The organism is Curtobacterium sp. VKM Ac-1393 (assembly GCF_015350995.1).
GTDB lineage: Bacteria > Actinomycetota > Actinomycetes > Actinomycetales > Microbacteriaceae > Curtobacterium.
This window is the reverse complement of sequence record NZ_JADKRW010000001.1, coordinates 731628-746019: the sequence shown is the minus strand read 5'-3', so window position 1 is coordinate 746019 and position 14392 is coordinate 731628. Positions and strand designations below refer to the sequence as shown.

General features: G+C 69.9%; 15 protein-coding genes. 8 read left to right on the top strand and 7 right to left on the bottom strand.

Going from position 1 to position 14392, the window contains the following annotated elements:
* Complete coding sequence (locus tag ITJ59_RS03530; protein WP_194649732.1) at positions 1–1410, bottom strand: APC family permease; 1410 nt, start codon at positions 1408–1410, stop codon at positions 1–3.
* 315 nt (positions 1411–1725) lie between these two features.
* Here ITJ59_RS03530 and ITJ59_RS03525 point away from each other — a divergent pair, with 315 nt between their 5' ends.
* Positions 1726–2952, top strand: a complete 1227-nt coding sequence (locus ITJ59_RS03525; protein ID WP_194649731.1) for an alpha/beta hydrolase — start codon at positions 1726–1728, stop codon at positions 2950–2952.
* Here ITJ59_RS03525 and ITJ59_RS03520 read toward each other — a convergent pair whose 3' ends face one another.
* The 3 genes from ITJ59_RS03520 to ITJ59_RS03510 form a co-directional block, all read right to left on the bottom strand.
* Positions 2953–3984 carry an agmatine deiminase family protein gene (locus ITJ59_RS03520; protein WP_194649730.1) on the bottom strand — a complete coding sequence of 344 codons (1032 nt, stop codon included), beginning with the start codon at positions 3982–3984 and terminating at the stop codon, positions 2953–2955.
* A complete protein-coding gene (locus ITJ59_RS03515; RefSeq protein ID WP_194649729.1) occupies positions 3981–5015 on the bottom strand; it encodes a nitrilase-related carbon-nitrogen hydrolase in 1035 nt (344 codons plus the stop codon). The genes ITJ59_RS03520 and ITJ59_RS03515 overlap by 4 nt, the downstream gene beginning before the upstream one ends.
* 108 nt (positions 5016–5123) lie before the next feature.
* Complete coding sequence (locus tag ITJ59_RS03510; protein WP_123311236.1) at positions 5124–5285, bottom strand: aureocin A53 family class IId bacteriocin; 162 nt, start codon at positions 5283–5285, stop codon at positions 5124–5126.
* A gap of 258 nt (positions 5286–5543) precedes the next feature.
* Between ITJ59_RS03510 and ITJ59_RS03505 the strand changes: the two genes are divergently transcribed.
* The 7 genes from ITJ59_RS03505 (at position 5544) to ITJ59_RS03475 (ending at position 10823) form a co-directional block, all read left to right on the top strand.
* Entirely contained in the window at positions 5544–6332 is a 789-nt protein-coding gene (locus ITJ59_RS03505) for a hypothetical protein (RefSeq protein WP_194649728.1), read from the top strand.
* Positions 6329–7210, top strand: coding sequence for an ATP-binding cassette domain-containing protein (locus ITJ59_RS03500; protein WP_194649727.1), 882 nt, complete (start codon positions 6329–6331; stop codon positions 7208–7210). The genes ITJ59_RS03505 and ITJ59_RS03500 overlap by 4 nt, the downstream gene beginning before the upstream one ends.
* A gap of 16 nt (positions 7211–7226) precedes the next feature.
* Positions 7227–7679, top strand: a complete 453-nt coding sequence (locus tag ITJ59_RS03495) for a PH domain-containing protein (RefSeq protein ID WP_194649726.1) — start codon at positions 7227–7229, stop codon at positions 7677–7679.
* A 34-nt stretch (positions 7680–7713) separates the two neighbouring features.
* Positions 7714–9159: a PH domain-containing protein gene (locus tag ITJ59_RS03490; protein WP_194649725.1), complete on the top strand. Its 1446-nt coding sequence runs from the start codon at positions 7714–7716 to the stop codon at positions 9157–9159.
* Positions 9156–9407 carry a hypothetical protein gene (locus ITJ59_RS03485; protein WP_194649724.1) on the top strand — a complete coding sequence of 84 codons (252 nt, stop codon included), beginning with the start codon at positions 9156–9158 and terminating at the stop codon, positions 9405–9407. The genes ITJ59_RS03490 and ITJ59_RS03485 overlap by 4 nt, the downstream gene beginning before the upstream one ends.
* A gap of 50 nt (positions 9408–9457) precedes the next feature.
* Positions 9458–9898 (top strand): VOC family protein, encoded by a 441-nt coding sequence (locus tag ITJ59_RS03480; RefSeq protein WP_194649723.1) that lies wholly within the window; start codon positions 9458–9460, stop codon positions 9896–9898.
* Positions 9899–10004: 106 nt separating this feature from the next.
* Positions 10005–10823: an SDR family oxidoreductase gene (locus ITJ59_RS03475; protein ID WP_194649722.1), complete on the top strand. Its 819-nt coding sequence runs from the start codon at positions 10005–10007 to the stop codon at positions 10821–10823.
* Between the two features lie 6 nt (positions 10824–10829).
* Here the strand turns inward: ITJ59_RS03475 and ITJ59_RS03470 are convergent, their stop codons facing one another.
* From ITJ59_RS03470 to ITJ59_RS03460, 3 genes are all read right to left on the bottom strand, one after another.
* Positions 10830–11483 (bottom strand): DUF1345 domain-containing protein, encoded by a 654-nt coding sequence (locus ITJ59_RS03470; protein WP_194649721.1) that lies wholly within the window; start codon positions 11481–11483, stop codon positions 10830–10832.
* Positions 11484–11697: 214 nt separating this feature from the next.
* Complete coding sequence (locus tag ITJ59_RS03465) at positions 11698–13026, bottom strand: flavin monoamine oxidase family protein (protein ID WP_194649720.1); 1329 nt, start codon at positions 13024–13026, stop codon at positions 11698–11700.
* Complete coding sequence (locus tag ITJ59_RS03460) at positions 13026–14390, bottom strand: NAD(P)/FAD-dependent oxidoreductase (protein WP_194649719.1); 1365 nt, start codon at positions 14388–14390, stop codon at positions 13026–13028. The genes ITJ59_RS03465 and ITJ59_RS03460 overlap by 1 nt, the downstream gene beginning before the upstream one ends.
* Positions 14391–14392: the final 2 nt, after the last annotated feature.

Sequence of the window (14392 nt, the reverse complement as noted above, 5' to 3'; positions counted from 1 at the left end):
TCAGGCCTGGTCGGTCAGCTGCTTGTTGACGCCGGTGACCGGCTGGTTCTCGTCGAAGCTCTTCGGCAGCACCCGGAAGCCCTTCGTGATGACGAGCAGGTAGGCGAAGCCGATCGCGGCCCACACTCCTCCTGCGACCAGTGCGTCGGCGTGGAGCTGCGACCAGAGCACCCCCGTCAGGACCATCGCGAGCCCGGGCAGGACGATGTACTTCCACCGGTCACCCGCGGTGTGGCGGCGGCCCTGCCGGACGGCGAAGTGCACGATGACGCTCGCGTTGACGAAGGTGAAGGCGACGAGCGCGCCGAAGTTGATGTACGACGAGATGGTGTCGAGCGAGAAGCTCATCGCGAGCAGCGTGACCGCCCCGACGAAGACCACGTTGAACACCGGGGTGTGCGTGCGTGGGTTGACGTAGCCGAACACCCGCTTCGGCAGGACGTTGTTCCGGCCCATCACCATGAGCATGCGGGCGACGCTCGCGTGCGATGCGAGCCCCGACGCCAGCGCGGCGACGAACCCGGCCGACACCAGGACCGCCTGGAACACCGGGCCACCGACGAGCAGGCCGATCTGGGGCAGCGGGTCGTCGGTGAACTCGCCGAACGGGGTGTTCGTCGGGAACCGCAGCTGCGCGAAGTACGCGGACACCAGGAAGATCGCGCCACCGAGCAGCACCGTCAGCATGATCGCCTTCGGCATGATCCGGATCGACTTCGCCTCTTCCGTGTACATCGTCACGGCGTCGAAGCCGATGAACGAGAAGCAGACCACCGTCGCACCAGTGAGCAGGGCGGACATCGTCACGCCGTCGTGCACGAACGGCTCGGTGCTCGCGATCGTGCCGGCGCCGGCACCGTGCACCAGCTCGATGACGGTGAAGACCACGAACGCGATCATCGCCAGGATCGCGCCGATGAGCAGCACCATGTTGAGGTTCGACGTGCCGCGCATCGACAGGCAGATCACCGTCGTCACGAACACCGTGTAGACGACGACCGTCACCCACGACGGCAGCGCCGGGAACACCTGCTCCAGGTAGAGCCGGATGATCAGGGCGTTCACCATCGGCAGCAGCAGGTAGTCGAGCAGGGACGCCCAGCCGACCATGAACCCGAGGTTCGGGTGCATCGACTCCCGCACGTACGTGTAGGCCGAGCCGGCCGCCGGGTAGACCCGGACCATCTTGCCGTAGCTGATCGCCGTCAGGGCCATGATGACCAGTGCGATCAGGTACGCACTCGGCACGGCACCGTCGGTCTGCCCGGACACGATGCCGAAGGTGTCGAACACCACCGTCGGGGTCATGTACCCGAGGCCGAGTCCGACGATGGCCCAGAGTCCGAGGCTCCGCTTCAGTGACCCGCCACGTGCGGGAACGGGCGGGGCGGTGACGATGGTGGACGCCATGGGGAGTTCCCTCCTGCGCGCAGCCGGAGCCGCGGGGCCGGGGTCCGCGCGGCGGTGCACGGACCGGGTCGGGTGAACCGATGCGCTGACGATACCGACGCCGCGGGGAGCGTCGAACCCACCACGGAGTACAGGATCCGAGGCTGCGGTGTACGCGGTGTCGCTTGCTCTCGCCCCGTCGTCCGCAGTCTGGCACCGGCCACGAAGACGCTCAGCCGGCGAGCCGGAACGGCAGGGTGCCTCTCGGCACGGCTCCCTACGATCGGCTCGTCACGACCGGCACCGGGCCGGACGCCGTACGGACGAGGACGACCGATGACGCGGACACCAGGGCTCCGTTCCCGCTCGACCGGATTGCTCGCCGCCGGCCTGGTGGTCGGGCTCGCGCTCGGGGCGGCCGGCGGGTGGGGCGCCGCCCACGCGACCGGCTCCGCGACCGGCCCCGCCGCCGGCTCTGCGACCGGCCCCGCCGCCGGTGGGCGAGCGAGCGAGGCCGAGCCGAGCCGCGCCTCCACGGGTCACGCGACGACGGCGCCGAGCGCGCCTGCCAGCGCGCGCACCCCGATGACCGGCGGCGGCATCCCGGCTGCCGAGACACCCGGGTCCACGCCCGAGCCGTCGCACCTCGACCTCGCGACCACGTGGACCGCACCCGCCGACCAGCCCGCGCAGGGGCGACTGCTCCGGGTGACGATCCCCGCCACGCGGTCGCACTTCGATGCACGGCAAGCCCTGCTGTACCTGCCCCCGGCCGCGCTCACCGCGGACCCACCGGCGCTGCCCGTCGACGTGCTCCTGTCCGGCCAGTCCCGCGGAGCCGGTCCCGAGGACGTGGCGACCGGCGGGCAGATCGAGCAGACGATGGACGCGCTCGCCACCGTCGACCGGGGACTCGCGCCGATCGTTGTCGTGCCCGACCAGCTCGGGCCGCGGTCGGCGAACCCGATGTGCGTCGACGGAGCGCTCGGCAACAGCCGGACCTTCCTCACCCAGGACGTGCCCGCGTGGGTGACGAGCCACCTGAAGGTGCAGACCGCGGCGTCGGCGTGGACCATCGGCGGGTTCTCGCAGGGCGGCACGTGCGCGATCCAGCTCGGGGCGGGCGATCCCTCGCGGTTCGGCAACCTCGTCGACGTCTCCGGTGAGGACGGCCCGTCGCTCGGCAGCGTGACGAAGACCATCGACGAGGGGTTCGCCGGTGACCGTGCCGCGTGGGCTGCAGCACAGCCCGCGGCGCTGCTCCGGGCTGGTGCGCCGTTCCGGGCGTCCAACGCGTTCTTCGCGGCGGGCGCCCTCGACACCACCTACGGGCCGGTCATGCCCGTGATGGCGGAGCGTGCCCGGGCAGCCGGCATGCACGTTGCCACGTGGGTGGTGCCGGGCGGGCGGCACAGCTGGGTGACGGCGCGGGCAGCGCTCGCCGCGGGGCTCGACTGGTTGCAGCCGCGGGTGGGACTGGGGGCACCCGCGGGCGCGGCCGCTGGCGCTGGCGCTGGCGCGAGCTCGGGCTCGGGCTCGGGCGTGGGCTCGGGCTCGGGCTGATCAGCTTCCGGTGGGCAGGGTCGCGGGTTCCTGCTGCGTGATGCAGTGCAGCCCACCGCCGCGCGCGAAGACCTCGCGGGCGTCGATCGAGCGCACCTGACGGCCCGGGTACGCGTCGGCGAGGATGCCCCGCGCACGGTCGTCGGCGACGGGGTCTCCGAACGCGCAGGCGATCACGGCGCCGTTCACCACCACGTGGTTGACGTAGTTCCAGTCGACCGGGCCACCGTCGTCGGTCAGGGTCGACGGGGCCGGCAGTTCGACGATCATCGCGTCCGTCGCCTGCTCCAGCACCCGACGGATCTGCGGCATCACCAGGTGGTCCGGATGACCCGGGTCCGGCTGGGCGTGCAGCAGGACGGTGTCCATCGCCGCTCCGGCGAAGGTCGCCACCATGTCGACGTGCCCGCGCGTGCCGAACCCGTCGTAGTCGCGGGTCAGGCCGCGTGGGAGCCAGATGACCTCGGTCGCACCGATCGTCCGCGCCAGCTCCTGCTCCACCCGGGACCGGTCGGCGTAGGGGTTCCGTCGCGGGTCGAGCTGCACGGTCTCGGTCACCAGGACCGTCCCCGCGCCGTCGACGTGGATCGCCCCACCCTCGTTGACCAGCAACGACGGGATCCGCTGCGCACCGGCGGCGGCCGCGATCGTGGCGGCGACCTCGGCGTCACGGGTCCAGGTCGACCAGGAGTTCGCGCCCCAGCCGTTGAAGACCCAGTCCACGGCGCCCAGCTCGCCGGTCACGTCGTCGACGACGAACGTCGGGCCGATGTCGCGCATCCAGAAGTCGTCGAGCGGCGCCTCGAGCACCTCGACCTGCTCCGACAGCAGTCGTCGTGCGTCGCTGCGCGCCACCGGGTCGACGACGACGGTGACGGGCTGGTGCTCGCTGATCGTGTTCGCGGTGGTCGCCCACGTCCGTCGCGCCGCCTCGGCGCTCGCCGCGTCGTCACCCAGCGTGAGTCCGGGGCGTGGGAACGCCATCCACGTGCGTTCCTGCGGAGCCGTCTCGGGAGGCATCACCCACGTCATGCGCGTGCCTCCTGCCCGGCGTCGGTCGCCGCCACGGCCTGGGCCGCGTCGATCGCGTCGCGTGCGCCGTACGCGTGGCGGTCCTCGTCGACCGGTGCGACGAGGCCGTCGTAGAGGTCCGGTCGTCGGGTCACGTAGAAGGGGAACAGCCGGAGCCACTCGGTCCGGGCGTCGAGGTCGAGGTCGGCGACGAGCACCGTGTCGGCGTCACGCGGAGCCTCGGCGAGCACGCGGCCGAACGGGTCCGAGATGAACGACGACCCGTAGAAGGTGATGTCGCCCTCGTCGCCCCAGCGGTTCGGCACGACCATGAACTGACCGGCGGCAATGCCGTTCGCGACGATGACCTGCCGCCAGATCGGGGCGGTGTCGAACGCGGGGAACGTCGGTTCGGAGCCGATCGCCGTCGGGTACACCAGGACCTCGGACCCGGCGAGACCGTATGACCGGGCTACCTCGGGGAACCACTCGTCCCAGCAGGTCGGCAGCCCGATGCGGGTGCCGAGTCCGGCAGGCTCGTAGACCGGGAACGCGTCGTCGTCCGCACCCGGGCGGAAGTACGTGTCCTCGTAGTAGCCGGCGCTGATCGGGATGTGGGTCTTCCGGGTCCGGCCGACCAGGGTGCCGTCGGGGGCGACGAGGACGGCGGTGTTGTAGCCGCGGGGGTCGTCGGGCTGGTCGTCGTCTGCGGGCCGCTCGTACAGGGAGGCGTGGACGAACACGCCGTGCTCGATCGCCTGTGCGCGGGCGAAGGCCACCGTCGGGCCGTCCTCGAGCGACTCGGCGAGGTCTTTCGGTGTGCCGTTCGCCGGGGTGTCGCCCGGGTAGCGGCGGAGGGTGAGCTCGGGCAGGAACACCGCTGCGGCGCCGTTCGCCGCGGCGGTGGCGATGCCGTCGGCGAGCTGTGCGCGGTGTGCAGCGGGGTCTGCGAGCCACCGGATCTGCACCAGCGCGACGCGGACCGCGCGGCGGGGTGTGCCGGAGTCCTGGTGCAGCGGAGACGGGTGCGGGGGAGCGATGACGACGTCCATCCGGCCATTGTTGATCAAGTGGTCAACGATCGCAATGCTCAATGACGAAGCCCACCACGGCCAGCAGCAATGGTGGGCTCCGCCGTCACTTCAAGCTGGAGCCGGTCACTAGCGGATGCCGAGGATCTGCTTGATCTTCGAGACGATCCAGTCGATCGCCTGCCCGGCGTTGATCCAGTTGAGCACCCGCTGGATGTTGGCTTTCGCCCAGTTGACGGCGCGAGCTCCGTACTTGGCGAGGAGCTGGAGGATTCGTGCGAACACAGCCATTGCTGCGCCCCCTTCACATGTTGATCGGCATTGAACGGTCCCCCGCGTGCACTCGGCAGCCCGACCGCTTCGGCGCGGCGAGGACAACCTTGCAGCCCCGGGTTGTACCTGTCAAATGTGACATTACAAACCAGTTGCGAGTGAAATTGTGCCGAACAGACCGGTTAGTCTTCCGACGAGAGGGGGCGTTGCGATGCTCGTGTTCAGGGTCAGGTCGACGTGGAGTGCAACGGATGCGTCCGTTGCCGAGGTCCGCGCATGGAGCCCGGTCCAGCGATTCCGGCGCGGATCATGACGGGGATGCCGACGCTTCTTCATCGGCGGGGCCGGTGGGCGCGCGCTTGGCGAGCAGAATTCCGCCGTTTCGTGAGTCTGCGTGTGCAAGGCGTCTTGCTCGCCGTGGCCGCGGCCGGCGCTATCGCCCTCGGCGCTGGCCGCTTGTTCGCCCTCGGACTCGGTGCGCCTGACGAACAGATCCTCAGCGCCGTGGCCGCTGGCGGTGACATCAGCCCCTTCTTCGTCGGCCTTGGGGCTGCGTTGTTCGCCTCTGCCGATCTGTCGTCCCGGCAGTTCGCGCTCACGCTCCTCCAGATGAAGGGCCGGGCGCTGGTGTTCTGCGCGAAGATCATCGTGCTCGTCTCGACCGCGGTCATCACCGGCGTCGGCGCAATGCTCTTGATCGCGCCGATCGCAGTGCACCGCGGAGCAAGCCTTGACCGAGACACGATTCCCTACTGGCTCGCGGTGCCCGCGTTGCATGCCTTCTTCGCACTGCTGGGCGCTGCGATCGGGATGATCGTACGGTCCGTCGTCGGGACGGTGTTCGCGTACCTCGCGTTCATCTGGGCTCTCCCACTCGTCGTCGCGATCGCGGGCATCTGGGTACCGAGCTTCAGCGGTCCACTCCTGCAGATCGCTCCCGTCACCCTCACCGCCGCAATGCTCGACCCGACCACTCAGATCGGGGCCGCGGCGAGGTTCTGCTTGATGGACGGCGTTCTCCTCGCTGTCGGTTTCGTCTCGCTGCTCCGATGGAGGATCCGATGACCGCGATGATCGAGCTGATCGGGATCCGTCAGCGCTTCGGGAGCCGCGACGTGCTGACTGGCGTCGACCTCCAACTCCGTCGAGGCGAAGTCCTCGGCCTCCTGGGTGCGAACGGCTCAGGAAAGAGCACACTGCTGCGGATCGTGACGGGGATCGACGCTCCGGCTGCGGGTCAGGTCTCGACGGAGCCCGGTCAGCGCCGCTCGGATCTTCGGATCGGAGCACTTCTCGACCCAGGGTGGCTGGACGTTCGACTCACCTGCCAGCAGCACGTGGCCATCGCGCTCCTCAGCGCGGGAGGTCGTGCAGCTCGATCGGACGTCCGAGCTCGGTTGGTCGAGGTCGGCCTCGGGGAAGCCACACGTCGACGAGTGAAGCACCTCTCGCTCGGGATGCGTCAACGGCTTGCACTCGCGCTCGCGCTCGTTGACTCACCCGATGCACTCATTCTCGACGAGCCACTCAACGGGCTCGACCCGGATGGCGTCTTGTGGATGCGGAACCTCATCCGCGAGTTCACGAGCAACGGTGGGGCCGTCTTGCTCTCGTCTCACCTCATGGCTGAGATGGAACGGATCGCGACCCGGGTGCTGCTCTTGGCAGAAGGCTCCGTGTCCGAGCTGGAGCGAGACCGCACGGCACTCGAGCGAACCGTCCGCGTGCATGCCGAGGCAGGGCACCGCGAGCTGCGCGCGGCTCTCCAGGAGAGATCGGCGACGGTTCGCGAGGATGAGGGCGGCACCCTCGCGGTCGACGGCCTCGACGCTGCCCAAGTGTTCTGTCTCGCCCGAGACGTCGGGGCGGTCCTGACGCACCTCGCAGTCGACGTCCAGAGTCTCGAGGAGCAGTACCACGACGCGGTCACCGCCGTCCAATGATCCATCGGACGTGGTGATGGATCGACTCTCGATCGGAGCCGCAGCACGCGCGGTGATCGTGGCCCGAGTCGAAGCGTGTGGCGGGGCTGTACTGGTCGCAGCTGCTGCAGTGCTCCTCTCTCTTCTCCTGCCTCCGGAGTGGGCGCTCTACTGTCGCATGGGCGTGGTGTTGGCCGGGTTGAGTGCGGCTATCGAGTCGGCGCTCATCGCACCGGCGGGAGTTCGTCGGTTCCGGGTCGAGCTGGCACCCACCGGACTGGTGATCCATCGTGGCGCGTTGTGGCGATCGGTGGAGCACGTTCCCTGGCCGAAGGTCGTGGTCATCCGTCAGCAGACTGGTCCGCTGCTGCATCGGCTCGGGTTGGCAAGGTGCGTCATCTTCACGCCCGCGAAGGAGGTCACGCTGCTTCCGATGTCGCCACAGGACGTCGATGTCATCGTCGCAGCGAGTCTGGCCAGAAGTGCCTGATCGGAGGAGGCTCCGGCGCCCGCACGCTCGGCTGTTGATCGTTCGCGGGCTTGCCGCCATGCGCTCCGGCTGGATCGTTCTCGGTTTCCTCGTGACGATCTTCGCCCTCGCGCCCGACGGGTTGCGCATGCCCGTTCTCGTCTTCGGTGCCTACTACTCGTACACCAGGTTCTTCGTCGTCTTCCACGACTGGATCTCGCTTCGCTACGCAGCAGATGGTTCCGGTGTCAGGATCAGCAAGGGTGTCGTCGGACGACAGGACAAGCTGCTTCCCTGGCGATCCGTTTCGTCCGTGTCGCAGAGCCAGTCGCTGGTACAACGTCTCCTTCGCGTCACGGATGTACGAATCTCGGTCAATGCTTCCGATGGTGCCGGGGAGGCAATTCCGAGTATCAGCGAGCGTGAAGCGGCGAGGATACAACGACTTCATCATCGGGCCTCGCGGTCGGCACCAGGGGAATCGCCGCTCCGGCGTAACCCTCACTCGGTTCAGGTGAAGACCGGGGCCGACGCCCATTCGGTGATCTCACCCGTCCTGCGGGGATGGGATTTCGTCCTCATCGGCATCGCATCGGGGGCATTCCTGTGGTTCATCCCGAGTCTCTACTCGTTGGTCGCCGAAGTGGCATCCTTCATCGGGTCGGTACGGGGAATCCTCCCGACGGTCGACGACCTTCGAGGGGTCGGCGGGTGGCGGTTGACCGTCATCCTGAGCGCTTGTGCTGCGTGCAGCATTGCGTACGGGTCGCTTTTCGCGTGGCTGAAGTACCGCCGTTTCGTCGTAGCGCTCGGGACCTCCGGGGAGCTCGTCTTCCGAGCCGGCTTGACGCAACGAGAACATCGTGTGGTCGCCGCAAACGCGGTGTCGGCGTACGAACTCCGCCAGCCTCTCCTGCTCCTCCCGCTTCGCCGCGCGTCGCTCCGGGCGATGATCCGTGGTGACGGCGGTCAGATCACGGAAGGCAGGCTCCTCCCGTTGACGAGTGCTTCGAACGGTCTGCGCATGCTCAATGCCCTCACCGACGTGGATCCCGCCCGCTTTTCGTCCCCGGCACGCCCGCAACGTGCCTGGTTGATGGTGGGAAGCAGTGCTGGAGTCATCGCTGGGTTGACTGTCGCGTCCTGGGTCGGTGTCGGTCCCGGACCAGCCCTCGCACTGACAGCGGCGTACCTGCTGATCTGGCGTTTTACGGATTCTCGATTCGGGAGGATCGATGTCGCCACGAATCAGCGCGGTGCGCGATGGCTCGTAGCGCGTCGAGGTGTCGCGTTCCGATCCGTGTGGCTGATCCCTGAAGAAGCCATCGATTTCTCCCGCTGGAGCGGGGCGTTCCGCCACGCGGGATTCCAAGTCTTCAACCTTCGCGGCCGCCATGTCGTGCGCCTCACGGTGTGGCCGGTCGACGTGCGCACAAGCCTTCGGTTGCGCCGAATGATCGGTTGTCCGCGATCATCCACCACAGAAAGGGCAGGAACATGATGGACTTCTTCATCGCCGCCGCCGTCGCGGCATTCTTCGGGATGGCTTGGCTGGCAGGGCGGTACCTGCCAAGGTTTGTCGGCCTGTGTTTTCCGCTGCTCGCGATCGTGGTGGTCGGTGTCGTTGCAGCCAACGCCGGATTGACGTCGGTTCGGGACTGGTTGCTGGGCGGTGTGGTTGTGTGCGTGACCGGCGTCGTCGTTCTCGCTGGTCGGGAGAAGCGTCGGGATCGAGCCCCGCGCCGATGATCAACGGGTGGCGGATCGGGGCTCGGATCCTCCACGAGTTGGATGGGGTGATGAGCGAACCCATCGTCACGCCGCTCGGCTTCTCGCACGTGCGCCTCACGGTCACCGACATCCGCCGCAGCAAGGCCTTCTACGAGCGGCTGTTCGGCATGCCGCCCGGCAGTGACTTCAGCGACCAGATCGACGACCCGACGATCCGCGACGACCCCTGGCGGACCTACGGCGGGTGCTCGTTCACGTTCGGCGGGCAGACGCTCGGCCTGCGACCGGTCGCCCCCGCCGGAGACCAGTTCGATCCTGACCGCGTGGGCCTCGACCACGTGTCGTTCCGCGTCGGGTCCGTGGACGACCTGCACGCCGCCGCCGAGCGGCTGGATGCAGCCGGCATCGAACACGGTGACGTCACCGACTTGCCGCCCTTCGGCCTGGTGATCCTGTCGGTGCAGGACCCCGACGACGTCAACCTGGAGTTCGCGGCGCCTCGGCCCTGAGCCGCGGCGCGCTGGTGTCCGCTTGCCGCGTCCGTCACCCGGACCTCCAGGTGCCACCGGGGCGCGGGGCGTTGCCTGATCGCGTCAGATCTCAGGAGGAGACAACATGAGCAAGACCTGGTTCATCACCGGAGCATCGAAGGGCTTCGGCCGCGAGTGGGCGGAAGCCGCCCTCGAACGCGGAGACTCCGTCGCCGGTACGGCCCGGAACACCGACGACGTGCAGGCACTCGTCGACCAGTACCCGGACACGTTCCTCGGGCTGCAGCTCGACGTCACGGACCGTGCCGCGGACTTCGCGGCGGTGCAGCGCGCGGCGGAGCACTTCGGTTCGGTCGACGTGGTCGTGAACAACGCGGGCTACGGCCACTTCGGGATGGTCGAGGAACTCACCGAGGACGAGGTCCGCGCCCAGCTCGAGACGAACTTGTTCGGGGCGCTCTGGGTCACCCAGGCCGCGCTGCCGATCATGCGCGAGCAGGGCTCCGGGCACGTCATCCAGGTGTCGAGCATCGGCGGGATCAGCGCGTTCCCGACGGTCGGCGCCTACCACGCGTCGAAGTGGGCACTCGAGGGGCTGTCGCAGTCGCTGTCGCAGGAGGTCGCCGGCTTCGGGATCCACGTGACCCTCATCGAGCCCGGTGGGTTCTCGACCGACTGGTCCGGACCGTCGTCGAAGAAGAGTGACGAGATCGCCGCCTACGCCGACGTCCGCGAGGCCGCGTCGAAGCGCCCGTCGGCCGCTGACCCCGGCAATCCCGAAGCGACCCGTTCGGCGATCCTCAAGGTCGTCGACGCCGAGCAGCCGCCCCTGCGCGTGTTCTTCGGCAAGGCCCCGCTCGGCATCGCCGAGAAGGACTACGAGTCCCGCCTGGCGACCTGGCGCGAGTGGCAGCCGGTGTCGGAAGAGGCGCACGGCTCCTGAGCGACCTCAGCTGATGATGTTGACCGCGCGCGAGATGACCAGGGCCAGCAGGATGAACCCGCCGAGGGACTGGTAGGCCATGATCATCTTCGCGCGGACGGTCATCGGCATGGTGTCGGTCGGGCTGAACGCCATCATGTTCGTCAGCGCCACGTAGAGGTAGTCGAGGTAGACCGGACGCCACGCAGCGGTCTTCGGATCGGTCTCCTGCGGGAACTGGAAGTCGGCCTCGTCGCTCGCCCACAGTTCCGGGCGGCGACGAGCCACCGGCCCGCCCCGGTCGAGCTCCCAGTACACGAGTCCGAACGCGATGATGCTGCTCACCCACACCTGCAGGGCGGTGAGCAGCACCGCACCGCCCTCCGCATGGCCACCGAGCAGCTGTCCGATCGTCCGGACCACGGTCAACTGGTTCGCAACGGTCAGCAGGATCGCCAACGAGAACGACACCCACCGCGACCAGGTCGTCTCGCGGGTCAGTCGTCGCGGGTTGAAGACGACGAGCGGGGCGAGGAGCAGGACGCCGAGCACCGGCACGACCCACGACGGGAAGAACAGCACCTCGTTCGGCAGGAACAGGCCGAGGCCGAGGTTGACCAGGACGGCGATCGCGACCGGCGCGCGGTGTTCGTGGCGGTGTCGGGTCGTGGTCGGGGTCACGGTGTGAGTGTCGCGCACTGGTCGGGCGCGCAGCGGACCCGTCGCGGCGCGTCGGTTCGGGGCGCCCGAGGTTCCACAACACACCGCTCACGTCCGTCGAGGTTCCACAGCGGCCCGCTCAGCGCGTCGGGGTTCCGAGATTTTGGAACCCCGGGGGCGACGGGCGAGACGGGCGAGACGCGCGGGCGGGGCGGGGGCGCGGGACGGGGACCGGTCAGGCGCCGAGGGGTGTCGCGAGGGCGAGCGTGTCGACCTCGGCACCGAGCAACCGCCCCGCCGCCCGCAGCCCGGAGAGCAGCGCACCGTGCACCGTCGCCGGGTCGTCGCCCCACGTGGCCTCGCCGGCGAGCTGCACCCGGCCGGACACGGTGCCGAGCAGGTCGTGGTCGTCCGGTGATGCCCCCACGTGCAGGTACGAGTACGAGCCGCGCGAGAACGGGTCGTCGGCCCACCGGGTGATGCGGAACGCCTCGGGCTCGGGGACAGCGGCACCGAACATCCGCCGCAGCCCGCCGACCCCTTCTTCGACGATCATCGCGTCCGGCAGTGTCTCGAGGCGCCGGGCCCCGGTCCCACCGACCAGGGCAGCCAGCACGGGCGCGCCGGTCACGCGGGACATGTCGTACCAGGAGTGCCAGTCGACACCGGCGGACCCCTGCTGGCGCACCACCCACGACTCGCCCCAGAACCGCTCCGGGAACCGCAGGAAGACCTTGTCGTAGGCCCCCATCCCGAGCCGGCCCATCGCATCGGTGACCGCCTCGGCGAGCGGCGGGTCGAACGTCACGTCGCCGGCCTGCAGCACGCCGAGCGGCACGGTGACGACGACCTCCGCAGCGGACACGGTCGTGCCGTCGGCGAGCCCGACGACCACGCCCGAAGACGACGAACGCACGGTGGCGACGACGGAGGACAGGCGCACGTCGAGTCCGACCGCCAGGGCGTGCGCGTACTGGGCGTAGCCACCGGGGAACACCACCTCGTCGCCGGGGACGTGTTCTTCTTCGAGCCCGCGGGCGTCGAGGACCGTGACGGGTGCGCCGCAGAGGTCCTCGGAGCGGTGCGCCATGTACTCGCGGACCCGTGCAGCCCGGTCGCCCTGCCACAGCAGGGACCGCAGCACGGTGTCGACGGCGGCCGCGTAGGTCGAGGGCGGTGGAGCGTGTGCGACGACGGTGTCCAGGGCGGCGTCGACGGTGTGCAGGTCCGCGACGAACGCCGACGCCGAAGCCTCGGACAGGGGCGCGCCGGAGGGGCCGTGCCAGGCGATCGGTCGGCCGTCGAACTGGAAGCTCCCGACCGTGAACTCGACGGTCTCGATGCCGAACCGGGGAGCCAGGGCCCAGAGCGGGTTGCCGTCGATGCCGTGGATCCACGAGGCACCGAGGTCGACGGGCACCCCGAGCGCGGAGTCGGTCCAGGTCCGTCCGCCGATCCGGTCGCGGGCCTCGAGCACGACGACCCGCTGGCCCCCGAGCGCGAGCGCCCGGGCAGCGGCCAGCCCGGAGACCCCGGCCCCCACGACGACGACGTCGGCATCCATCAGTGCCCTCCCGTCAGCGGCGCCATCAGCCGGGCCGCCAGACTCGGCCGCCCGGTGAGTGCTTCTTCGCGGTCGGCCAGGTCAGTCGCCACGAGCCCGGCGTTCGCCCCGAGGAACCGCAGGGGCTCCGGCTCCCAGTCGGGCGAGCGGTGGTTCACCCACGGCAGCGCGGTGAGCGGCGACGTGACCCCGCGCACGAGGTCGGCGAGCGTCCGACCGGCCAGGTTCGTCGTCGACAGTCCGTCGCCGACGTAGCCGCCGGCGGTCCCGACGTGGCCGTCCCAGGTGACCGAGGCGCACCAGTCGCGTGGCACCCCGAGCGGGCCGCCCCACGTGTGGGTGATCGGGGCGTCGGTGACGGCCGGGAACAGCTCCACCAGGGACCCCCGCAGGTGCTCGAACACGCGTGGTACCCGGTCGTAGCCGGGGGTGATCGCGGACCCCCAGTGGTAGCGGGCGCCGCGTCCGCCGAACGCCAGTCGGTCGTCCGCCGTGCGCTGCCCGTACACGAGCAGGTGGCGGTAGTCGGAGAACGTCTGCCCGTGCTCGAGGCCGATGCGGTCCCACACCGCCGCGGGCAGCGGTGCCGTGGCGGTCATGAGGGAGTACAGCGGCAGGATCCGCCGCTTCGTCTGCTCCAGCTGCGCGCCGTACCCCTCGACTGCGATCACCACGGCGCCGGCCGTGACGGTCCCACGCGACGTGACCACACGCCCGTGGTCCCACGACGAGGCGGGCGTGTGCTCCGCGATCCGGACGCCCCGGGCCTCCAGGGCGGCCGCCAGGCCACGCACCAGTGCGGCGGGCTGCACGCGCGCGCAGTCCGGGGTCCACGCGACCCCCGCCGATCCGGCGGCGTCGCCGGGCCGGGCCGCGCGCCAGGTCATGGCGTCGCCCCACTCGGCCGACGACACGACCTCGTCGTGCGCCGCGCGTTCCTGCACGGCGGAGCGTGCGTAGAGGACGGTGCCGCCCTTCACGTAGTCGCAGTCGACCCCGGCTTCGGCCGCTGCGCGGCCGACCTCGTCGACGGTGTCGCGCATCGCAGCGCGCAGCGCGAGTGCGGCGTCGCGGCCGTGCTCGCGCGCGACGGACTCCGCTGAGCGCGGGAACAGCGCCGAGCACCAGCCGCCGTTGCGCCCGGAGGCGCCGAACCCGGCGATCTCGCGTTCCAGGACGACGATCTGGAGGCCCGGGTCGGCCTGGTGCAGGTACCAGGCGGTCCAGAGACCCGTCAGTCCACCGCCGACGATCGCGACGTCCGCGGTCGTGTCGCCGTCGAGCGGCGGCCGGGGCGCCAGGTCGTCGCGTCCGGTGGACGCGAGCTGGTCGAGCCAGAACGAGACGCCCCGGTAGCCGCTCACGG